Origin of the sequence: Glaciecola sp. 33A (assembly GCF_002836745.1) — a bacterium.
Classification (GTDB): domain Bacteria; phylum Pseudomonadota; class Gammaproteobacteria; order Enterobacterales; family Alteromonadaceae; genus Glaciecola.
The window spans coordinates 234,146-256,137 of the sequence record NZ_PJAR01000040.1; the positions used below are offsets into that span (position 1 = coordinate 234,146).

Annotated in this window: 23 protein-coding genes; 16 read left to right on the forward strand and 7 right to left on the reverse strand. The window is 40.5% G+C overall.

Translation table 11 applies throughout. The features are described 5' to 3' along the window. Positions 1 to 249: 249 nt before the first annotated feature. Entirely contained in the window at positions 250 to 828 is a 579-nt protein-coding gene (locus CXF81_RS11290) for a GspH/FimT family pseudopilin (RefSeq protein ID WP_101181446.1), read from the reverse strand. A gap of 222 nt (positions 829 to 1,050) precedes the next feature. Between CXF81_RS11290 and nadE the strand changes: the two genes are divergently transcribed. Together nadE and CXF81_RS11300 are read left to right on the forward strand one after the other, a co-directional pair. Then, on the forward strand, positions 1,051 to 1,887 hold the full coding sequence (gene nadE, locus CXF81_RS11295; RefSeq protein ID WP_101181447.1) for an ammonia-dependent NAD(+) synthetase: 837 nt from the start codon (positions 1,051 to 1,053) through the stop codon (positions 1,885 to 1,887). Between the two features lie 15 nt (positions 1,888 to 1,902). Next, complete coding sequence (locus CXF81_RS11300; RefSeq protein WP_006009951.1) at positions 1,903 to 2,241, forward strand: P-II family nitrogen regulator; 339 nt, start codon at positions 1,903 to 1,905, stop codon at positions 2,239 to 2,241. 104 nt (positions 2,242 to 2,345) lie between these two features. On the opposite strand, the gene CXF81_RS11305 is transcribed toward CXF81_RS11300, so the two are convergent. Both CXF81_RS11305 and ygfZ read right to left on the reverse strand, forming a co-directional pair. Further along, positions 2,346 to 2,831 (reverse strand): peptidylprolyl isomerase, encoded by a 486-nt coding sequence (locus tag CXF81_RS11305; RefSeq protein WP_101181448.1) that lies wholly within the window; start codon positions 2,829 to 2,831, stop codon positions 2,346 to 2,348. Between the two features lie 14 nt (positions 2,832 to 2,845). Further along, on the reverse strand, positions 2,846 to 3,793 hold the full coding sequence (ygfZ, locus tag CXF81_RS11310) for a tRNA-modifying protein YgfZ (protein WP_101181449.1): 948 nt from the start codon (positions 3,791 to 3,793) through the stop codon (positions 2,846 to 2,848). 236 nt (positions 3,794 to 4,029) lie between these two features. Here ygfZ and CXF81_RS11315 point away from each other — a divergent pair, with 236 nt between their 5' ends. From CXF81_RS11315 to CXF81_RS11325, 3 genes are all read left to right on the forward strand, one after another. Next, a complete protein-coding gene (locus CXF81_RS11315) occupies positions 4,030 to 4,281 on the forward strand; it encodes a succinate dehydrogenase assembly factor 2 (protein ID WP_101181450.1) in 252 nt (83 codons plus the stop codon). Positions 4,282 to 4,395: 114 nt separating this feature from the next. After that, positions 4,396 to 4,851 carry a hypothetical protein gene (locus CXF81_RS11320; RefSeq protein WP_157825552.1) on the forward strand — a complete coding sequence of 152 codons (456 nt, stop codon included), beginning with the start codon at positions 4,396 to 4,398 and terminating at the stop codon, positions 4,849 to 4,851. Positions 4,852 to 4,907: 56 nt separating this feature from the next. Continuing rightward, complete coding sequence (locus CXF81_RS11325) at positions 4,908 to 5,858, forward strand: MaoC/PaaZ C-terminal domain-containing protein (RefSeq protein ID WP_101181452.1); 951 nt, start codon at positions 4,908 to 4,910, stop codon at positions 5,856 to 5,858. Positions 5,859 to 5,874: 16 nt separating this feature from the next. On the opposite strand, the gene nadB is transcribed toward CXF81_RS11325, so the two are convergent. After that, entirely contained in the window at positions 5,875 to 7,473 is a 1,599-nt protein-coding gene (gene nadB, locus CXF81_RS11330; RefSeq protein WP_101181513.1) for an L-aspartate oxidase, read from the reverse strand. 184 nt (positions 7,474 to 7,657) lie between these two features. Between nadB and rpoE the strand changes: the two genes are divergently transcribed. The 10 genes from rpoE to CXF81_RS11380 all read left to right on the forward strand — a co-directional run bounded on the left by rpoE (position 7,658) and on the right by CXF81_RS11380 (position 16,734). Beyond that, complete coding sequence (gene rpoE, locus CXF81_RS11335; RefSeq protein ID WP_101181453.1) at positions 7,658 to 8,236, forward strand: RNA polymerase sigma factor RpoE; 579 nt, start codon at positions 7,658 to 7,660, stop codon at positions 8,234 to 8,236. Positions 8,237 to 8,305: 69 nt separating this feature from the next. After that, positions 8,306 to 8,902, forward strand: a complete 597-nt coding sequence (locus CXF81_RS11340) for a sigma-E factor negative regulatory protein (protein ID WP_101181454.1) — start codon at positions 8,306 to 8,308, stop codon at positions 8,900 to 8,902. 22 nt (positions 8,903 to 8,924) lie between these two features. Then, positions 8,925 to 10,079, forward strand: coding sequence for a MucB/RseB C-terminal domain-containing protein (locus tag CXF81_RS11345; RefSeq protein WP_232771894.1), 1,155 nt, complete (start codon positions 8,925 to 8,927; stop codon positions 10,077 to 10,079). Positions 10,080 to 10,088: 9 nt separating this feature from the next. Next, positions 10,089 to 10,571 carry a SoxR reducing system RseC family protein gene (locus CXF81_RS11350; RefSeq protein WP_101181456.1) on the forward strand — a complete coding sequence of 161 codons (483 nt, stop codon included), beginning with the start codon at positions 10,089 to 10,091 and terminating at the stop codon, positions 10,569 to 10,571. A 258-nt stretch (positions 10,572 to 10,829) separates the two neighbouring features. Continuing rightward, positions 10,830 to 12,626 carry a translation elongation factor 4 gene (gene lepA / locus CXF81_RS11355; RefSeq protein ID WP_101181457.1) on the forward strand — a complete coding sequence of 599 codons (1,797 nt, stop codon included), beginning with the start codon at positions 10,830 to 10,832 and terminating at the stop codon, positions 12,624 to 12,626. Further along, positions 12,626 to 13,555 carry a signal peptidase I gene (gene lepB / locus CXF81_RS11360; RefSeq protein ID WP_101181458.1) on the forward strand — a complete coding sequence of 310 codons (930 nt, stop codon included), beginning with the start codon at positions 12,626 to 12,628 and terminating at the stop codon, positions 13,553 to 13,555. The genes lepA and lepB overlap by 1 nt, the downstream gene beginning before the upstream one ends. Before the next feature lie 135 nt (positions 13,556 to 13,690). After that, positions 13,691 to 14,365: a ribonuclease III gene (gene rnc / locus CXF81_RS11365; protein WP_101181459.1), complete on the forward strand. Its 675-nt coding sequence runs from the start codon at positions 13,691 to 13,693 to the stop codon at positions 14,363 to 14,365. Then, positions 14,358 to 15,263, forward strand: coding sequence for a GTPase Era (gene era, locus CXF81_RS11370; protein WP_006009924.1), 906 nt, complete (start codon positions 14,358 to 14,360; stop codon positions 15,261 to 15,263). The genes rnc and era overlap by 8 nt, the downstream gene beginning before the upstream one ends. A gap of 43 nt (positions 15,264 to 15,306) precedes the next feature. Next, a complete protein-coding gene (gene pdxH / locus CXF81_RS11375) occupies positions 15,307 to 15,948 on the forward strand; it encodes a pyridoxamine 5'-phosphate oxidase (protein ID WP_198556384.1) in 642 nt (213 codons plus the stop codon). 3 nt (positions 15,949 to 15,951) lie between these two features. After that, on the forward strand, positions 15,952 to 16,734 hold the full coding sequence (locus CXF81_RS11380; RefSeq protein WP_101181461.1) for a TatD family hydrolase: 783 nt from the start codon (positions 15,952 to 15,954) through the stop codon (positions 16,732 to 16,734). Here CXF81_RS11380 and CXF81_RS11385 read toward each other — a convergent pair. Then, positions 16,701 to 17,291, reverse strand: coding sequence for an AhpA/YtjB family protein (locus CXF81_RS11385; protein ID WP_232771895.1), 591 nt, complete (start codon positions 17,289 to 17,291; stop codon positions 16,701 to 16,703). The two genes, CXF81_RS11380 and CXF81_RS11385, sit on opposite strands and share 34 nt — an antisense overlap. Before the next feature lie 133 nt (positions 17,292 to 17,424). Here CXF81_RS11385 and serB point away from each other — a divergent pair, with 133 nt between their 5' ends. Further along, on the forward strand, positions 17,425 to 18,549 hold the full coding sequence (gene serB / locus CXF81_RS11390) for a phosphoserine phosphatase SerB (protein WP_101181463.1): 1,125 nt from the start codon (positions 17,425 to 17,427) through the stop codon (positions 18,547 to 18,549). Here the strand turns inward: serB and CXF81_RS11395 are convergent. Both CXF81_RS11395 and CXF81_RS11400 read right to left on the reverse strand, forming a co-directional pair. Continuing rightward, the gene (locus CXF81_RS11395) at positions 18,512 to 19,003 is read right to left on the reverse strand and encodes a CreA family protein (RefSeq protein ID WP_101181464.1); all 492 of its coding nucleotides are present in this window, start codon (positions 19,001 to 19,003) and stop codon (positions 18,512 to 18,514) included. The two genes, serB and CXF81_RS11395, sit on opposite strands and share 38 nt — an antisense overlap. 488 nt (positions 19,004 to 19,491) lie before the next feature. Beyond that, complete coding sequence (locus tag CXF81_RS11400) at positions 19,492 to 21,936, reverse strand: PilZ domain-containing protein (RefSeq protein ID WP_101181465.1); 2,445 nt, start codon at positions 21,934 to 21,936, stop codon at positions 19,492 to 19,494. Positions 21,937 to 21,992: the final 56 nt, after the last annotated feature.

The following is a 21,992-nucleotide window of genomic DNA, read 5'->3' on the forward strand; positions in this document are numbered from 1 at the left end:
CTATACGCTCTTCATTGACACCCGCTTCATATTGAAGTGGGTGTCAATAACGCGATTACGAGGCTAATTAGCCCCTCTGCCTAAGAAGTAACAGCGTCAACGTTGTCCGTCTTGTAGAATCTAAATACCTTGGTTAAATTGACCTGTATTTGTCTGTGTATGTGACTAATTTTGAAGACCAAGAAAATAGCCTAGGTGCAGGTTGCCATCTAAAGTTGGCACTAGGGGTTTCATTTACATCATTATTGCTTAGGGACAGTTTAATGCAACTCCATCCATATCTTCATGTGTGCCGTTATCGTCTGCATCAGAACTGACTTTGACTCGCCCCTGCAAAGACACTAAAATTGCTCGAGCAACAGTTGCATCATCGTTTATTGGACAAAGTTGAATACTGAAAGACCGACTAGCGGCGCCGGTATATTGGAAATTAATACTCGTATTTGGACCCGTCATTTTGGTCGAGTCGGACGCCTTGGCGGTCGCTACTAGAAGTTCTTCATCTGAGTTTCTATTACCATCTGCATTGCTATCAATGAACACAATTTTGGGATTATTCCAATTGGTTCCGCATGCTTCAAAGTCTTCAGATGGGCACACAACGACGTTGATTTGTTCATCTATGGCAAGGTGGCGAGCATATTGAACTATTCCGCTGACTTCATTGATTTCTCCGGTAATCCTATTTTTAATCAGGAAGTTTTGCATACTGGGCGCGACAACCGTTAACACAATCGCTAATATCGCTAATGTGATCATCATCTCAAGAAGGGTAACGCCTTTTTGACTGGTTTTACTAACTTGCGTGGTAATCTTGTTATTTAACACAGTGACCCCCGATAAAAATTCATGTAACTATACTCTATTTTTATTTTAGTTGCGTATACAGTAACAGCGCTCGTTAGCTTAGTTAATACCTTGTGTTACTATATAAAACACGAACTTGGAAGAATGACTGTCATTGTGCAGCGTTAGTTGATTTTTTAACTATTTTAAATTATCAGCCCATAATAAAGACGCTTCGTTAGAAAAATAAAAAGGGAATAGTTGATGTTGAAGTCTGAAGTAATCCAAGAAATGCGTGTTTTACCTGAAATAGACATCGAACATGAGATCCAACGCAGAACTCAATTCATTAAAGATAAACTAAGCGAGTCAGGTTTGCATAGTTTAGTGCTAGGGATCAGCGGTGGCATTGATTCATGTACATTAGGTCATTTGGCACAATCAGCAGTTAATGAATTGAATCAAGAATCTGATGATGAATATCAGTTTATCGCGGTTAGATTGCCTTATGGTACTCAAGCCGATGAAGAAGATGCACAAGCATCTATTGATTTTATCCAACCAAGTTTGCAAGTCACGTCAAATATTAATCTAAGTGCAAACGCGATACATGAAAGTGCAGTTAATGGTTTATTAGCCGCAGGCGTGAATAGCTTTTCAGCTCAAAAGAGTGATTTTGTTAAAGGCAATACCAAAGCTAGAGCAAGAATGGCTATCCAATTCGATATAGCTGGGTTGATGAATGGATTGGTGCTAGGTACTGATCATTCAGCAGAAAATATTACCGGTTTTTATACAAAGTTTGGTGATGGTGCATGCGATTTAGCGCCTTTGTTTGGTCTAAGTAAACGTCAAGTTCGCAGCCTAGCAAAGCACCTTGGAGCGCCAGAAAAAATTATTACAAAACCGCCAACAGCGGATTTAGAAACACTGTCACCACAGAAATCAGACGAGTCATCGTTAGGATTAACCTATGACCAAATCGATGACTTTTTAGAAGGTAAAAGCACGGATAAGGTTGCCGACGATAAACTATTAGCTATATACTTAAAAACGCAACATAAACGACTCTCTATTCCTACCGTTTATGACCATGAATAAGGAAAGTCAAATCTAATGAAAAAAATTGAGGCTATTATTAAGCCGTTTAAGCTAGATGACGTTCGTGAAGGTCTATCTTCAATAGGTGTCAGTGGTATTACAATGACAGAGGTTCGGGGTTTTGGAAGGCAAAAAGGTCATAAAGAACTTTATCGTGGAGCCGAATACAATGTGGATTTTCTACCCAAGATAAAAATTGAGCTAGTCGTACCGGATAGCTTAGTAGACAGAGCGGTTGAAACTATTTTAGAGCAGGCAAAAACGGGTAAAATCGGCGACGGTAAGATATTTGTATTTGATGTTGAGCAAGTTGTCCGTATTCGTACTGGTGAAACTGACGAAGACGCTATCTAACGTCTTCGAAAACATGGCTTGTAATGGCAGTTTACCCACTGCCAATATCACGCCCATCGTATGCCCTGCATCTGGCATGCAACGTTCGCAAGCAATGTTGTATTTTAGTGTGGCTGTTCACCGTCGTCTTCACCATGCACATGACCATGCTTGATCTCATCTGCAGTTGCTTGACGTACATCCACAACTTCAACGTCAAAGGCGAGCGACATGCCGGCTAATGGGTGATTGCCATCGACTGTTACTGTCGTGTCCGTTTTGTCGATAATCATCACAGACTGTTCGCCATCGTCCGTCGTTGCTCTAAAGCTCATGCCTACGTCAACGTCCATGTCCTCGAACATGTCAGAAGGAACTTCTTGAATTAAATCATCGTGACGTTCACCGTACGCTTTGTCAGGGTCAACATTGACTGAAAATTTATCACCTTTTACTTTCCCATCTAACGCATCCTCAATGCCTTCAATCATGAAATGACTGCCTTGCAAAAATGACATTGGAGGCGCTTCATGAGACGAATCAATCATTTCACCTTCGGTGGTACTTACTGTGTAATGAAGTGTAACCACATTATCTTTCTGTATTTGCATCTTGTATCCTTTTCTTAATCTAATTTATACGGCAGAGCACTTACTGTAAACTGTTGCTCTGGGAACGCTTTCAATCTTAACACATCACCTGTTTGCGTGTCATTTGCAAGAACACCAAACAATAGTGTGGCGTCATTCAGCACTGCGCTTTGCAGGACAGTGCCTCCGCTGCGCCAATTTTCACCTGCCTGCTTTTCTAAAGCATCTCCTGGTGTTAATTCGATGGATGCATCAACACCTTGATGAATTAAAATATAAGAGGCTCTTTTATTGCGCCCTAGAAATTTTGTGCGTGCAATAGTCTCTTGGCCCATGTAGCAACCTTTATCAAAATCGATACCATCGACAGATTGTAAATTGAGCATCTGAGGAACAAATTCGTTATTGGTTTGAGCTTCTATATAAGGGATACCATCAATTATATCCATGGCCTCCCAATGATTTTCGTCCTGATAAGTAGCAACGTTGGTTAGTTTACTAAACAAAGCCAAGCCATCAGAATTTAGAGCGAGTATATATCGTGGCGTGCTTATGTTAATGCAAATCGCACTGCCAAATTCATTACTAAGCACACTCAGATGTTGTTCGTTTAGTTCTGCAAACAATGATTTAAGAGCGTCTAATGTCGCCTTCCCAGATATTCCGAAAAAGCTCATCTCGGGGACTGCCTGCTGAATATCTACTTTAGAGAAGACACCATATTTTTTGAATTCGGCAAGGCTTTTTTCGATAGCAGATTTGCGCATGATCAAATGATAAACATTACTGCTTAGCACTGCGGTAAATACGGACATAGTTTTACCCTTAAAATCACAATGTGCACCAATTCTGGCTGCATTTTCATGCATTTTTTTCACATCTACCGTAATCTGACCTTGTAAATACTCTGTGGCTTGTGGTCCTGAAAATGTGACACAACCAAGCTGGTTCAATTTTGCGATAAATTCGTTTTGAGATGACATTTTGTAGCCTCTAATACTGTCGAGATTGCATCGTTTCATACAATAACAGTGCAATCTATTCCGTGTGTACAATTGATATTGGGATGGTACGTTACTTTGCAAGATGATGATCCATTCAACAGCACATTATCTTGAATTTTTCACGTTAATAAATCGACTTTTAAAATATCTTTTGATCAGTTCTGCAATCATCTGCGTTATGCTACTATACAACGAAATAAAGCATGAGGTACCCAATGTTTACAGCAAAAAGAGTCGCTCGGTTAAGATGGGCATGTCGGCGCGGGATGTTAGAGTTAGATGTGCTATTTCTTCCTTTTGTTGACCAAGCTTTTGATGAGTTGCCCGAAGGAGAAAAAGTCGTTTTTGAACGTTTGTTAACCTGCGATGACCCAGATCTGTTCGCGTGGTTTATGGGCCATAAAAAATGTGAAGACCCAGATTTAACCTACATGGTTCAGAAAGTGTTGCAAAGAGTTAAGGTGTAGTTCGATATCGCATATCGTGACATTATTGTTACTCGGTGTAACGTTGGCTTAATTCAATTTTTCAATGGTTATGTAGTACCACTTATTATTTGTTGGTCGTTGCCATCGACAGTAATGCCAAATCTTTATATATTGCAGTTAGCTTTTTCCATGCTGCTTAGCATTTGGCTTGGGTTTACGTTATTTTGCAATACGACTTTGGAAACACATTTTTTAATTTCGATGAGTCAAGAAAACCCGTTGCTTGGTGATTGTTATAAGGAAATATCTTCCGATACTAATGATCACAAGGCGCATATAAATAAGAAAACCCACTCCCAAAAGACGGACGTTTATTACCAAATTTCATCTCGTTCGCGCTGTACACAATTGTGTATTTTCTTAATATTAGAGCCTACGCAGGAACATATAATAGGGTTATCCTCTGCTATCAAGGTAGTCCCCAATAACGATAAAATTGCCGATATGATTAAGTCAATTATCCTGTTTAAGTGGCAGACAACAGAAAGCCATTACAGAGCACTGGCATCTGCAATTACACAAAATACAAAACTAGCAAGCCAACAATAAATACAGTCAACGTTTTTTTAGTTTATACACAAACTTAACGTAGGAAGAACGAGAAGATGATGAACATAGGCTTATTAAAAGCGGCTTTGTATAATCCACAACGCCATGATTGTGATATACCTGCGCTACCGTTGAGTAGTCTTCGAAAAGAAATCCAAATAAACACAATTCATTGTGAGCGTTACAACACCGCTGTTAGGTGGAGGCTTGGCATAGCATCTGTAATACATCCCAATTACCTGCAAGTCCTCACCTTACCTATGCAACTGGAGATGATGGTAAACAAACCGTTTCCATTTAAACCGATGGGCCTAGTGCATTTAGCCAATTTTATTAAGGTAAATTGCTTGCCTGAACAAAATTCAAAATTGATGTTAAAAACATCGTTTAATGGACTCACTTGGCATAAAAAAGGCTGGGTTTTTGCTGTCTTAAGTGAAGGTTTTGTGGATGGCAAGTTAGCAATTTCCGGTACGTCTTATTATTTATCTAGGCAAAAACATAACCATAACCAAGTTAATGAGAACGTGGCACTGGCGACTGATATGAGTATTGGTGAACTGCATGTGAAAGCTGATAATGGCGGCCAAACAGCTTCTATAATACCGATAGTCGAGGCCGTTATTTCTCCATTTAATAAAACCATAGAGATGGATTTCCCTCTTGGCATAGGACGCAACTATGCGCGAGTTTCAGGTGACTTCAATCCAATACATTTGTCTCGTTGGACAGCAAAAGTGATGGGCTTTAGGCAAGCTATTGCACATGGAATGTATTCAGAGGCAATTTGCTTATCAGCGGTATTAAAACAAGAAATGCAAAATGGTAAAAGGGCATTGGCGCAGACACCAATGCAATTTTCTACACAATTTATGCAACCTATCTATTTACCAACATGCTGTCAATTAAACGTAAACCTTGAAATGGAGCAGATAGATTTTTCGCTGACCTCACAAAGCCGCTCCAAGGAAAGAGAGCATTTGCGCACAAATATGATAATTGCTTAGTACATTACTATTTGCGCTATGACATTTCATTTTGAATAACGGTAGGTTCAGGCTTCTCTAGCATGTTGGGGTAGTCTAAGTTGTAGTGCAATCCTCTGCTTTCTTTCCTTTGCATCGCACAGGTCACAATTAATTGTGCGACACAAACCAGATTCCTTAACTCCAACATATTATTGCTGACCTTGAAATTACTGTAGTATTCGTCAATTTCTTGTTTAAGTAAGTTTATGCGTCTCAACGCTCGCTCTAGTCGTTTATTAGTGCGCACAATACCGACATAATCCCACATGAAAAGTCGAAGTTCGTGCCAATTGTGTTGAATAATCACCAGTTCATCTGAATCAATTACTCGGCTCTCATCCCAAGCTTGTATTGGCTCATCAATCCAGGTTTCGTGCATGCGCTTCACAATATGCTTGGCAGCGGCATGCGCAAACACAACGCATTCTAGTAAGGAATTACTGGCCATTCGGTTCGCCCCATGCAAACCTGTGTATGCAGTTTCGCCGATAGCATATACATTTTCTAAGTTAGTGCGGGCATCAAAATCCGTAACAACGCCTCCACATGTGTAGTGCGCAGCAGGAACTACCGGTATTGCTTGAGTCGTAATATCTATGCCCAATGAACAACAGCGACTATAAATATTGGGAAAGTGTTTTTTGATGAAATCATTGGGCTTGTGGCTAATATCTAAGTACATACAGTCAGCACCGAGACGCTTCATTTCAAAATCGATGGCTCTGGCAACAATATCACGCGGCGCCAAATCACCGCGCTCATCAAATTTATGCATAAACTTAGTGCCATCTTGGTGGCATAAAAATGCGCCTTCTCCGCGCAATGCTTCGCTGATAAGAAAGTTTCCTGCGTCCGGATGAAACAAGCAAGTAGGATGGAATTGGTTAAACTCCATGTTGGCTATTTTACATCCGGCTCGCCATGCCATGGCGACGCCGTCGCCGCTAGATACATCTGGGTTTGATGTGTATTGATAAACCTTACTGCCGCCGCCTGTCGCAAGCGTTGTGAAGCGCGACCTGATCACTTCCACTTGTTCTTTTTTACGATTCCAAACATAGGCGCCAACGCAATGATCTGGCGAAATTTTGCTCTTTATCAAGTCAATCGCGTTGTAGCGTTCAAATAAGTGGATATTGGGATGATTGGCGACGTTATCCGACAGCGTTTTTTGCACCGCCGCGCCCGTTGCATCGGCAGCATGCAATATTCTTCTATGGCTATGTCCACCCTCGCGCGTCAGATGAAATTTAGTTTCACCATTCTCACTTTTCTCTTGGTCGAAAGGAACGCCTTTATTAATCAACCATTCCATACTTTCTTTTGCATTGCGCACCGTAAAAGCAACAACAGCTTCATCACATAGTCCAGCGCCTGCATTTAGCGTGTCTTTGACATGGTCGTCGATAGAGTCTGTATCGTCAAACACGGCAGCAATTCCACCTTGCGCGTAGCGAGTGCTACCTTCATTAATGTCACTTTTACTGAGCACGATAACGTCGCAGAATTCAGCCATTTTTAAAGCCAGGCTTAACCCTGCTGCGCCACTACCCACTATTAATAAATCACAGCGATGTTCAATTGTTTGAGACATAGGTCGTTTTTCGGGTAACATGTACAAATATAAGGTATCGACATATTAATCATCTAGTAAAAAATTACAACTGATGGTTATTTATAAATTATTTTAGCTGTATATCGAACTTAACCATAAAGTGTCAGTCTATTACTACACTTGCATGAGCCATAAGCGATGTGTTTTAGGAGTAGTGGCTCGAATGAGCGAGCAGAAAACCGATCAAGAATTAGTTGAGCAGGTACAGAAAGGCAATAAGAACGCTTTCAATTTGTTAGTTATCCGTCATCAAAACAAGGTGATGAATATTGTTTCAAGGTACGTGAAGAACAGTGGGGATGTCGCGGATGTAACGCAAGAAGCGTTTATAAAAGCGTACAGAGCACTACCCAATTTTAGAGGCGAAAGTGCTTTTTACACATGGCTGTATAGGATAGCGGTAAACAGTGCAAAGAATTATTTAACATCCCAAGGGCGCAAACCGCCAGCAAGTGATGTTGATGCGAGCGAAGCTGATTATTACGATGGAAGTGACGCATTAAAGGAAAATAATTCTCCTGAACGTGCTTTGTTATCTAACGAATTACAGCAAAAATTATTTACAGCAATAGACGCGTTACCCGAAGATTTACGCTCGGCAATTACGTTACGAGAGATCGAAGGCTTAAGCTATGAAGAAATAGCTGCAGTGATGGAATGTCCGGTTGGAACAGTTCGGTCAAGGATTTTTAGAGCCCGAGAGGCAATTGACAAAGTCATCGTGCCTTTAATGCAAACATAAACACTGAAGTGTAGCGTTCACTAAAGAAAATGATGTAGTATTAGCAGTGTTAACGTAGGAATTTATTATATGACACAACAGCTCGAAAAATTATCAGCCTTTGTAGATGGCGAGCACTATGATCCTGACATAGCCAAAAGCTTGACGAGAGATCCGGAACTCGCTGACAAATGGAAACGTTACCACTTAGTGAGAGATTGCATTCGTAATGAGATGAGCACTGATATTCATTTTGATATCAGTGCTGAAATTGCGAAAAAATTGGAAAACGAGTTGCCAATGATCGCACCAAAACTCGCTTGGCGAGAGCTTCCAATTGTTGCAAATGTTATTCCGTTGATAAAACAAAGTGGACAACTGGCTGTTGCTGCTTGTGCTACAGCGGTGATGATATTCAGTTACCAGTCATATAACCAACCAGAAGAAACGCTGCCGTTTTTGACTGCCCCGACCGAATTTGGCCCACAAGGTGGTTTAGCCCCGGTGAGCTTAAATAAAAGTCAGAGTGTTGATCGTGAAGGTATGGCTATAGTGCTTGAACAGCAGCGCCAGATTAATGCAATTATTGAAGATCATCAGCGCCAACTTAAACTTAAAAATGCAGGTCAAAATAGAAATTCAGAGACACCAACGGCCGAGCCGAGCGTAGACCAAGCTCAAAAGTAATATAATAAACGGAGTAAACAATGTGAGTAGTAGGGCCAATATCGGTAATCTGCTCTGTAAGTGGAGTTTACTTTTCATGCTTCTCGGGGCTTTCGGTTTTATTTCTTGGTCGGTTGCTGGGCCCATCAACACAGCAGCTGTCCAATCAGAGCCGTCATCAGAGCCGTCATTAGCAACCGAACAATCGCTACAGTCTAGAAACGAATCGAGAGCGCTTCGTTCAGAAATCCAACAAGTAATCGCCGAAGAGCTTGCCCAAGATGTTTTGAAGGTTAAAAACATCTTTGACCCACTATCTGCAATTAGTTGGTTGGAGCGTTTAGCCCGACAAACCTCACTTTTAAATTACGAAGTCTCATTTGTGTTAAATATTCCAGGAAAAGACACTCAACCGTTTTTATGGCGTCATGCCAAAATGGACGATGGCACACAAATAGAGCAACTTAGCCTATTAAATGGTCCCGGATTTGAGAACATTCGAGTCAATGATGTTGTGAGTGTGTTTCAACCAGGTTATCCACCCTACAGTATGTATGGAAACGCAATTGATGGGCCCATACCATATGCGTTGCTGCACGAACCTGAGCAACTTCAAATGAGCTACCAATTTTTACTCGTAGGTAGAAATAGAATATCTGGGCGCTCGGCGCAACAAATTCGTATCACCAGTATTGATAAAACAAGATATGGGTATCATTTATGGTTGGACGAAGAAACCGGCATGTTGCTCAAGTTAAATATGCATGGCTTAGATGGCAAGTTGTTACAGCAAATTCAAGTCACTCAGCTAAAAGTTGATGATAAAGTTGCTGACGTATTTAGCCAGTTACAGCGAGATAACTTACCTCGGGTAATCAATGTAGTGAGTCCACCGCAGCGAAAGCACGAGTGGTCTTTGACTTTTTTACCTGTGGGTATGAAACCCGTAAAGCAAGATATTCATCAATTAGCGATAACAGGACAGGTGGCTGAATATAGTTTGTTCAGCGATGGTCTGGTCAACGTTTCCGTTTATATTCAAGCAGCAACGGGTGTTTTTCAAAGTGACGTTAATTTAAGTAATGGCGCTAACACGGTGCATTCTCGCACTGATGGCAAAGTGCAAGTTACGGTGGTTGGAGATATACCTTTAATCACTGCGCAACTCATGGCAAAGTCGATCGAAGTCACAAATTAATAGTAAATTATGATTGAAGAAACCGGTACCGTTAAGAAAGTGAAAGGCAATGAAGTTTGGATTGAAACCCAGATTAAGACGACCTGTGGTACTTGCCATGTCAGCAAAAATTGTGGAACGAGCGTGGTTGCAAAAGCCTTTACGGCGAAACCAGAATTACTCAAACTAATAAGCCTTTATGACTTAAAGGAAGGGCAAACTGTTAAATTAGGGATACCAGAAGAGCAACTAATAGGTGCTTCGATATTGGTATATTTGTTGCCTATTTTAGTCTTAATTGTATCTGTATCGTGTTTGCAATTCCTGCTTCCAGAGCTAGATGAAGGCTGGCAAATTTTATTCGGTTTTACTGCCACTGCGATAAGCTTTTGGCAAATCTCGAAATTTGCGAAAAAACAGGATAAAGGACAGTTTTCGCCCGTTATTTTGGGCGCAGTAAACGATGCCACCGTTACCATGAAAAATGAAATTCCACTCAAAAAAATAATCTAATTTAGCGTATTTATCTATACTAATTAATCTCGCTGAGTACAGTGCATAACACTTTTTAATAAATTATTGTCAGCTTTTGAGCAAGTTAACCAGTCCAAGCGTAGTAATAATGTGGTTATCGTTCGCATTTGTGCCGATAAAACGGTAAAATCGCATCTTTATTTTTCGCTTATAAAACCAAGGTCAGTCCAAACAGCAAAAAAAGCGTCTTTGGACTAAATATATACCCAGGTAACTTCAGGACAAGTAGCTAAATTTATGCAACTAAAGAACATTCGCAACTTCAGCATTATTGCGCATATCGACCACGGCAAGTCGACGCTTGCTGATCGACTTATTCAAACTTGTGGTGGTTTAACAAATCGCGAAATGTCTGCTCAAGTGCTTGATTCGATGGATATCGAGCGTGAACGTGGAATAACTATTAAAGCGCAAAGCGTCACACTGTATTATCAAGCGAATGATGGTGAAAAGTATCAACTTAACTTTATTGATACGCCGGGACATGTCGATTTTACTTATGAAGTATCACGCTCACTAGCCGCGTGTGAAGGCGCTCTCTTAGTTGTTGATGCAGGCCAAGGCGTTGAAGCGCAGACGCTCGCAAATTGCTATACGGCGATGGATTTGAATATGGAAGTTGTGCCAATTATAAATAAAATAGATTTGCCACAAGCTGAGCCAGAGCGTGTTGCTGAAGAAATTGAAGATATTATTGGTATTGATGCAATCGATGCTGTTCGATGCTCAGCTAAAACCGGCGTAGGCATTGAAGAAGTATTAGAAGAGATAGTGAGACGCATTCCACCACCGGTCGGTGACGTTGAAGCGCCGCTACAGGCATTAATTATCGATTCTTGGTTTGATAATTATCAAGGCGTCGTTTCACTTGTGCGCATAGTGGAAGGCCAGCTAAATGCAAAAGATAAAATCCAAATCATGTCAAATGGTATTATACATCAGGTTGATAAGGTCGGTATTTTTACGCCAAAACAGACCGATACAGGTACTTTGCGAGCAGGCGAGGTAGGTTTCATTATCGCAGGTATAAAAGAAATCAATGGTGCTCCCGTTGGAGACACAATTACCTTAGCTAAAGCGCCTGCTACAAAAGCATTGCCAGGCTTTAAGAAAATCAAACCACAAGTATATGCCGGTTTATTTCCGGTAAGCTCCGATGATTATGAAGACTTTCGTGACGCACTATCAAAACTCAGTTTAAATGATGCATCTTTGTTTTATGAGCCAGAGAGTTCTGCCGCATTAGGCTTTGGTTTTAGAATTGGTTTCCTTGGTATGTTGCACATGGAAATCATTCAAGAACGTCTAGAGCGTGAATACAATTTAGATTTAATCACAACGGCACCAACGGTTGTTTATCAAGTCAAAACAAACAAAGGCGAAGTGCTACAAGTAGATAACCCATCGAAGTTACCGGCGGTCAACGATATCGACGAGATCCGGGAGCCGATCGTAGTTGCCAATATTCTGGTTCCACAGGAGTATTTAGGTAGCGTCATCAAACTTTGTGTAGACAAACGTGGCATGCAAACAGCAATGACATATCACGGTAAACAAGTCGCTGTTACCTACGATATGCCAATGGCAGAAGTGGTTCTCGATTTCTTTGATAGACTAAAATCAACCAGCAGGGGCTTTGCATCCCTGGATTATAACTTCAGTCGTTTTCAAGTCGCCGATATGGTGCGCTTAGATATACTTATTAACGGTGAGAGAGTTGACGCGCTAGCACTGATAACGCACAAAGCCAACTCACAAAAGCGTGGCCGTGATTTGGTTGATAAATTACAAGAGTTAATCCCAAGACAAATGTTTGATATCGCCATTCAGGCAACCATTGGTACACATATTGTTGCTCGTAGTACGGTTAAGCAATTACGTAAAAACGTGATTGCGAAGTGCTATGGTGGTGACATCAGCCGTAAGAAAAAGTTATTACAAAAACAAAAAGCTGGTAAAAAGCGTATGAAGCAAGTAGGAAATGTAGAGTTGCCGCAAGATGCGTTCTTAGCAATCTTGAAGGTGGACAACTAATGGCTAATTATTTTGCAATGTTTCTGGTCGCAATGACGGCTATTACCGGTTTTATCTGGGCAATTGATGCCTGGTTATTTGCACCTAAAAGAATAGCAATGGCACTAGAAGAACGAAAAGCTATTTTAGGTGATAACACGATTACTGAGTTAATAGGTGAGGATGCAGATCCTTACTTGCCTGCCTTAGTAGACAACGCAAAACAGTTTTTTCCCATTTTTGCGCTCGTCATGGTGTTCCGTTCTTTTTTATATGAACCTTTTCAAATTCCCTCTGGCTCGATGATGCCGACGTTGCTGGTGGGCGATTTTATTTTGGTTGAAAAGTTTAGTTATGGTATTAAAGATCCTATTTTTAGAACTACGTTGATCGAAACAGGTGAGCCAAAAAGGGGAGATGTTGCTGTATTTAAGTTTCCAAAGGACCCTAATATTGATTTCATAAAACGTATCATTGGTTTACCTGGTGACACGATAATCTATCGTAACAAGCAATTATATATCACTGAGGCCTGCGACAAACAGCAGCCTTGCCCAACAGAAAAAGCGGTTAAGCAAATTTTTTCAGGTAGAACGGATTACATTAGCCGCGGTGTCTATCTTGAAGAATATACGGAAGATCTAGGTAATAAACAGCATTCTCTATTGCGCAATCCAGGCGCAATTGATGCAACAGCGCGCTACGAGCCAGTGCAACCAGGAACTGCTATCAATGAGTGGATTGTTCCCGCGGAAAGCTATTTCGCGATGGGAGACAATCGTGATAATAGTGAAGATGGCCGCTATTGGGGTTTTGTTCCAGAGGCCAACTTAGTTGGTGAGGCCGTGCTCATTTGGGTTAGTTTTGAGTTCGATCGAGTGCCAGAGGACTTGTTACCTACATGGGTGCCCTCAGGTATTCGTTTTGAACGCAGTGGTAGTATTAATTAGCTGGCGCTTATCGCCAATAATGGCTTAGCTGTCTAAATGTTAGTTAACATCAAAGGTGTCTATATCTTTTGCGTTTCAGGTAAGTCGTTATTACCGCAAGAGTCGCAAATTAAATAGGCATCGCAAAGAGCTATAATGAATCCATATATAAGATTAGACAAAGTACTTGGCTATACATTTGAAGATGAGGCTTTGCTTGAACAAGCATTTACGCACCGTAGCGCGGCTAAAATTCACAACGAAAGACTTGAGTTTTTGGGCGATGCAGTTCTAGGTATGGTGGTTGCTGACCTTTTATACCAGCAATTTCCGGAGCAACCCGAAGGCAAGTTAACGAGAATGCGTTCATCACTTGTAAAGGGCGATACCTTAGCACTTATTGCCAAAGAACATGATTTCGGTGCTTTACTGAAATTAGGTTCTGGCGAAATGAAAAGTGGAGGGCATCGGCGCAGTTCAACCCTTGCTGATGCTGTTGAAGCGGTGATAGGCGCAATATTTTTAGAAGCGGGTATAGATGCTGCAAAAGACACTATAATTAAATTATTTGCTAGCCGCATTGAGAAGCTCGACCCGCATAGACAAATAAAAGACAATAAAACACAGTTGCAAGAATTTTTGCAGTCCAGACAATTGCCCCTGCCAAACTACGAAGTCGTGTCGATTAGTGGTAAGGACCATGCGCAAACTTTTGAAGTTGATTGCACCGTAGAGCCATTGAATACAAGCCAGATTGGTAAAGGTAAAAGTCGTCGACAAGCCGAGCAAAACGCGGCTAAACAAACATTAGAGAAGTTATTAAATGAGTAATAAACATTGTGGGATGGTTGCCATTGTTGGTCGCCCGAATGTTGGTAAATCGACTATTCTAAATCAAATTTTAGGACAAAAGGTCAGTATTACCTCGCGCAAGCCGCAAACAACGCGACATCGCATCATGGGTATAGATACCTTGGACGATCGCCAAGCAATATACGTTGATACCCCCGGCTTACATGGTGACGAGAAGCGTGCTATTAACCGTTTGATGAACCGCGCTGCGGCAAGTTCATTGGGTGAAGTGTTTTTAGTGTTGTTTATTATAGAGGGAACACGGTGGACTGAGGATGATGATCTGGTTTTATCTAAAATAAAGCAGGCAAATATACCTTGTTGGTTAGTGGTTAATAAAACTGACAAAGTCACTGACAAAGCACTTTTAATGGATACATTAAAAACCCTTAATGAAAAACATGACTTTGAAAATGTCATTCCAGTCAGTGCTAAACAAAATAAACAAATCGACCATTTGCGTCAACTCGTAATGAAGGCGTTACCACCGAGTGAATTTTATTTCCCTGAAGATTACATTACTGACCGTTCAAGTCGATTTATGGCGGCTGAAATAATCAGAGAAAAATTGATGCGTTTTACCGGCGACGAATTACCCTATGCAACAACGGTTGAAATAGAACAGTTTAAGCTAACGCCAAGAGGGATTTATCATATTAATGGCTTGATATTGGTGGATCGCGAAACACAAAAGCGCATGATTATTGGTAAATCAGGTAGTCATCTTAAAACAATGGGCGCCGAGGCGCGAAAGGATATGGAAGCATTATTCGATAATAAAGTATTCCTCGAGTTGTGGGTTAAGGTCAAAGCTGGTTGGGCGGATGATGAACGTGCATTGCGATCCCTTGGTTACGATAACGACTATAAAGGGTAAAGCACCTTACATAATTACTTTTAGTACTATTGTGGAAAAAAATATGCAAGACCTTAGTGGTTTTAGAAAAGAATATACAGCGGGTCATTTAACATCAGAGGCGCTTACAGAGCATCCTGTCGATTTATTTAAAATATGGTTAGATGATGCAATTAACGCAAAACTGCCCGATCCAAATGCCATGACAGTAGCTACTGTGGATGCAACAGGGCAACCCAGCCAACGTATTGTGTTGCTTAAAGACTTGAGTAACGAAGGCTTTGTGTTTTATACCAATTTGGGTAGCCGAAAAGCCAAAGATTTAGCCCATAATTCAAAAATTTCGTTGCATTTTCCATGGTACTTTTTAGAGCGCCAAGTCAGAGTTAATGGTGTGGCTAAAGCCCTCACACGGACCGAAGTTGCGAAATATTTTTTCTCTCGTCCCAAAGATAGTCAGCTAGGTGCTTGGGCATCACAACAAAGCCAGCCAATTTCGACGCGTGAATTATTAGTGACTCAGTTTGCTCAAATGAAAGAAAAGTTTGCCAATGGTCAAGTGCCGTTACCCGACTTTTGGGGCGGTTTTCGTGTTGAGCCCCAGCAAATCGAATTTTGGCAAGGAGGCGAATATCGTTTACATGACCGCTTCGAATATAGTAAACAAGATGATGGCAGTTGGACAACACAACGATTAATGCCGTAAGTTATGATTGATAGTCACTGTCATATAGACCTTGAAGTATTCGATAGCGACCGTGACAATGTATTAAAACATGCCTTTGATGAGGGTATAGAGCGCCTGTTAGTGCTTGGCTTAAGTAATCGGCAATTTGTTAGATTACTAGACTTAAAGCGGCGATATGCACAAATAGATATTGCGTTAGGTTTACACCCTTATTTTCTTAAATTACAGGATACAGCACAGACTCAACTTATGCTCGATGAGTTGTCACACTTGGCTAACTTGTATCAAGACCATTATATCGCTTTTGGTGAAATGGGCTTGGATGGCAGTTTACCCCTGAATATAGCGTATCAAAAGAAAATATTGTGCGCTCAACTTAGTCTTGCTGCGGAGTATAAAAAGCCCATTATTCTGCATCACAGAAAATCCCACAATCACCTTATTCGTCTTTTGAAAGAACAAAAATACCACGGCGGAGGCATACTTCACGCATTTTCAGGTAGTTATCATGAAGCGATGACGTACATTGATATGGGTTTTTTATTAGGAGTGGGTGGCACTATCACCTATTTGCGTGCTAATAAAACCAGATGCAGTATTGCAAAGCTTCCGTTAGACAAACTTGTTATCGAGACAGACTCACCTGATATGCCGCTCAGTGGTTTCCAGGGGCAACGCAATCAACCAAGTCAACTTGGGTTGGTTGTTAATGCCTTGGCTGAACTCAAAAATATATCTTCACAAGAAATTAAACAACAAACAACCATGAATTATTTAACGCTCTTTGGTTTATCATTGAATTGATAGTTAGCTCGTACTTTATAAAATAGGCGCGTTAATATCATTGCGCAAATAGCGGTTAAGAGCATAATTAGACCAGTTTGAATTAGTTGTTTGCGATTAAATGCCTTGTGATGTTTAATAATAGCTTGGCGATCCAGTAACAGTTTTACGTAACCGATAGTTTTGCCGTCATAAATGATGTCTTCAACGAAGATAAGCGGTGGTTGGTCCAACACTCTAAATTGCTCTATGATCGAATAGTTTTCATCAAAACTTTTAATTGTCTTACCGGTCTGGTCATATAAAGAGGTGCCTTTGACTAAACTATCAGTCTCAATCGTACTGACATAGTTTTCGATACTGTCTTGGTCATCCTTTTGCAACGGTCCGGCTAACATTCGCGAGGCTTGAGCGGCCAAGCTCCTGCCCAGTTGTTCTGACTCTAAGCTATACCATTCATTCGCATTTTTGTTGTGCATAAACCATAAATTAACACCGATAACCACAATACACACAGCCAGTATAAAATTTGATATGCGTTTTAACATGGAAAAGTTAGGTGTGCTTTGCTTAAACAAGATTTTCTCAATGGTAATGATAACGCGACAACAATAGGATAAATAACCCTTTTTGCCAAGACTTTGTTTTATTGCTGATAGCCTTTAGGTATCATCAGGTTTATAAAGGAAACACGTATTCTTAGGATCTATTTTGTACCTTATACCCACACAAACTACCACACAACTGAGTACGACCTCATTTGCTAACTATCTAACACAAAAAAATACGTTGTGGTTAGTGTATGGCGCTCAAAACCAAGCGCATGCAAATAAGCCGCATTCAAACGACGCAGTTGATAACCCTGCAATACAAGCATTGATGGCTAAATGGTATAGCCAGAATCATATGAATGGCTGTGATCAAACATTAGATATTAAAAGTAACGATGCTTTGCATACTTTTATTGTCGCCGCTACGGGCCTTCATTTTCTAATGCTTGAGGAAATTGTTGCTGCGCTACCCATTCAATCAAACTCAGTCAAAATTACTGCAAATGCCTATCATGCTGCATTTGATAAAATGGTGGTGAATATAGATTGCCACATCGATGAGTCTGGGATAACAACAAAAGAACTCAACCGGAAACTTAAACGGCTAAGTGAAGCTCTTTTCATTGATGTCTTTTTGAAACCTAATATCTCTTTCGAGCAAAAGGGACTCGCCGTGTTTGACATGGACAGCACCTTAATAGAAATGGAATGCATCGACGAAATTGCTAAATTAGCCGGTGTGGGTGATGCCGTTACTAAAGTAACTGAACAAGCAATGCTGGGTGAAATTGCGTTTACACAAAGCTTACATCAACGTGTAGCGTGCTTAAATGGGGTAGAGTTGGATGCTTTGCTAAACATACGCAAGCGCCTGCCGTTCATGCCTGGTTTTGTTATCTTGATGAATGAGTTAAAACGCAACGAATGGAAAATTGCAATAGCATCTGGGGGATTTACTTATTTTGCCGATCACATAAAGGTCCTATTCGAGCTAGACTACGCGTTTAGCAACACTCTAGAAGTTAACGATAATAAGCTCACAGGCAAAGTGTTAGGTAGAGTTGTTGACGCCCAAGCCAAAGCCAATATTTTGCAACAATTGGCAAAAGAAAATGATATTCCCATCACAAACACAATCGCCGTTGGCGATGGCGCGAACGACTTAGTAATGATGTCGGTGGCAGGCACAGGCATCGCATTTAAGGCGAAACCCAAAGTACAAGAGCAGGCAGCTAACTCAATTCGCTTTAGTGGTTTGGAAGCGGTATTGTATTTGTTGGGTTAACATAGGCCTGAGTTCCCCAAAGTGGCACCGTTGATAGACTGTGCTTGAAGCTGCCAGAAGTTTCCTTGGTGGAATAGGACACGTACATTAAAGTTTGAGAGTCTGCGTCAAATACACGACGTATTTTCATGCTTTTGAAAAAGATACTTTTCGATTTTCTAAACACAATTTCACCAGACTTTGATTTGTCAACTTGCGCAATCATAGCAGCGGTAATTTCACCTGTCTGTCTGCACGCAATTGAGCTATCTGAAGGATCGGCTAAGCTTAAATCGGCTTCAATGCTGGCAACATGACAAGTCACGCCCGTCACTAAAGGGTCAACAAGGGTATTGAGTTTAATATCTTGAGTGGTAAATACACCCAGTGAAATATCGCCCACCTCTGTCTTGTCACACCCAACTAGTGCAGTAGTAAATACCAGTGCAATTACGTGTAATGTGTATTTATTCATGCGTTACCTTAGGGCTTTCTTGATTTATCTCGTGGCTGTATACGTGCTGTTACATCAAATAATAAAACAGATATATCTCTGTTATGAGATGAACTTACTAAAACAATGGCGTAACGTCTATTATATATAGCAACAATAAACGGTTTTAAGACTAATACGTAATAATTGTATTAAAAACAATAAACTAAAGTATATTTTTATTTTAAATTAAAGTCTAAATTTCCATGTGCTTCGTTACTATTTCGCATATTAACTGATATAAAACAATCATTTAAATTATTTCAATAAAGTAATTTTACTTTATTAGTAAGATAGTGGGCAAATAGGACCAATTCAATCCAAAACGCAGTGCTTTATTTGCAAAATACACGCTTAATCATTGTTGAATATAAAAAAATGTTTAAAAAGTGCACATTTCGATTGCCGCAACAATCGATACCAAATAGTGAAGCACGGTCAATGAATATACATTGCTTTTAAAAACCACTCTACTTATCCAGTTTATAACGATAAATTGCTTCTTGTGTAATATCAGTCAAATAAACTTGACCTGCAATATCCCACATTTGTTCTTCTAATTGTTTCGCTTTGTGAATAGCGTAGCGAGTAATATACGACATCTCTTGCTCTAAAAAAGAAGTGTCAGGACGATTTGAGCGACTAACATGAACGCTGAATGCATAAAACTCACCTCTGGCCATCGCGGTCTTAATGAATTGTAATTTTGAACGGTGAGTGGCTAATTCGTTTTCCCACTGCGCAACAATCGCGGTTTCATAGTCGATATCTTTGGGGTCAAATGCGACATATATTTCTGCCTGAATAGGACGTAGGTCTAGTCGCAAAGCGCGCAACGCGTCTCGTATGAACGCATTACCCTTGTGTTTATCTTGAAATAACCAAGCGCTATTCATTTTTGTTGCCGGCATATCGTGTTGCAGTAAGTTTAACCACGACGCCCCCATTGGTTGCATTGTTGTGGCAGTAGGAAAATAACCACCATTGTGTTTTTGCATATAAATGCATAATTGCGGCGTGTTTTTAGCTTGCATGCAACGCAATGCGTGGCCCATACCTGGCACCGATTCTTCGTTTGTAATAGTTTTAAGTTTATCTTTATTATTATCTATTAATTGGGTAAAAAACTTCTCTGCGACGCTAAGCTCCTCCTCTGTTATCGCTTCCAAATGAAGAACCAGCTTGTCGTAATTGATATGCTTGACTCTGTACTTTAAGTCTTCCAATATAAATTGTGTGGTCTTTTTTTGTAAAATAGGGAATGAAATACTCACTTTTGAATTAATACGCTGTTCAAAAGGTGAATCGAGTTCTAACTTCAGCCCGCTAATCGAGCAATCTTCGCTGACGCCCGTAAGATCGACATCGTAGTTTTCTAGTCTGATCGATGTGCGCAACTTATACCGCGTTTCTTTGCGCAATTCTTGTTGCTTGTAACGAAATGAAAGCACTGTGACGGGAGGTCTATTTCGAGGATGTCCAAAAGTAGCCAAGTGCTTAATTTTATCTCTATTTAAGGTGTTCTTCTGATAGCACTGTTGCGCAACTAAATGAGTCACATCTGTCACGCTTATCATGTGCTTTATGTTTTTTAGTTTTGATTCAAGCCTGGGTGTTAATGGGCGATTTAATCTATCAATTTTACGATTGATACCTGTAGGCATGGCACTGGGAACGTAAGCCGACTGCGGATCAATATCGCTGCAAACAATTTTATACACTCGCCAACTGACTTTGCGTGAGGCATAACTCAAAAACACCGCTTTTAGTTCAGGCTCATGTTCTAATTCTGCGCTGGTTGCTGAATAAAAGTAAACTTTACCGTCTTTAATATGAGTAAAGGCATATGCCCACAGGCAGTCATCGGAGTTAGCGCTGTTGAGCATCCTAAGGAGTCTTGGTGGGTTCAGCAAAAAGCCAATATTTTGCTCATCGTTTTCATCTAACCAATAATCCATGATCTCTTTATTTGTCCCATTCACGCAGGCAAACTTGGCCGTGGGCATTTGTGGGTCTTGAGTATCTAAGAATACTGACAATGACGGTGTCGTGCTTGCGAATGCTTGTTCATGAATTTTGTCATCTAAAGCAGCCACCGCGTTGTCAAGATTCACTTTGTATTTGCGTTTATTAGATTTGATCAGATTTTTTACGTAATTATTAAAAATTTGAGGTCCTGATCTTGAATCGCGATAAACATGAACTCTTGCTTGCTCTGCCTCTCCTGAAATGCCCAACACTCGGTACTCAATGGTTTCTTTTGTTAAACCTGAATCAGATTGAAAACCACGAAAGACGATACTCGCAGGCGCCAACGCCTTTATCATGCCGAGCTCAGATGGATTTTTCAGCTTAAGCTTTAGACCATTAGGACTGATGTCGACAGTTGCTGCAAATAGGCTGTTATTATTATCCAAAAATATTTCTATAAGGACCACATAATTCATGCGCTCTTCGCGGCGGTGTGAAAAATTTAATAATTGTTGATTAGTAACAATATACTTTTCAGAATTTGACTTGCGGCTGTCTATTTTTTGTTGTTCGGTTGATGTCATTATGCCTGTATTGGCCTTAAACTCACGCTCTGCCAAATCTAATACCGACTCATAGACTCCAAAGGTATAACTAGCATATTGCTCAACTAATTGTGCAAATAATTGAGCCGCAGGTTGGTGTAAGTAATGCTTAATTCCTTGAAAGGAGACTAGTTCGCAAGGTGAACTGACACGGGTTCTTAGATCAATTGAACGAATGCATGGTTTTGACAGCCGTTTCATCTCCATTTTTAGTAAGAAACGATTTTCGTTGCTGAAATCTTTAGTTGCTTCATTTAACAGGCGCGAAAATTCCGGCTTCTCTACAAATGGAGCTAGTTTATTGATAAGATATAAGTGTTGGGACAGTTCGTTTGTCATGCAGTCCTATTCTGTAGGCCGTCGTTTTTGCTAGTAAGATAGACTATTGTCTCTTC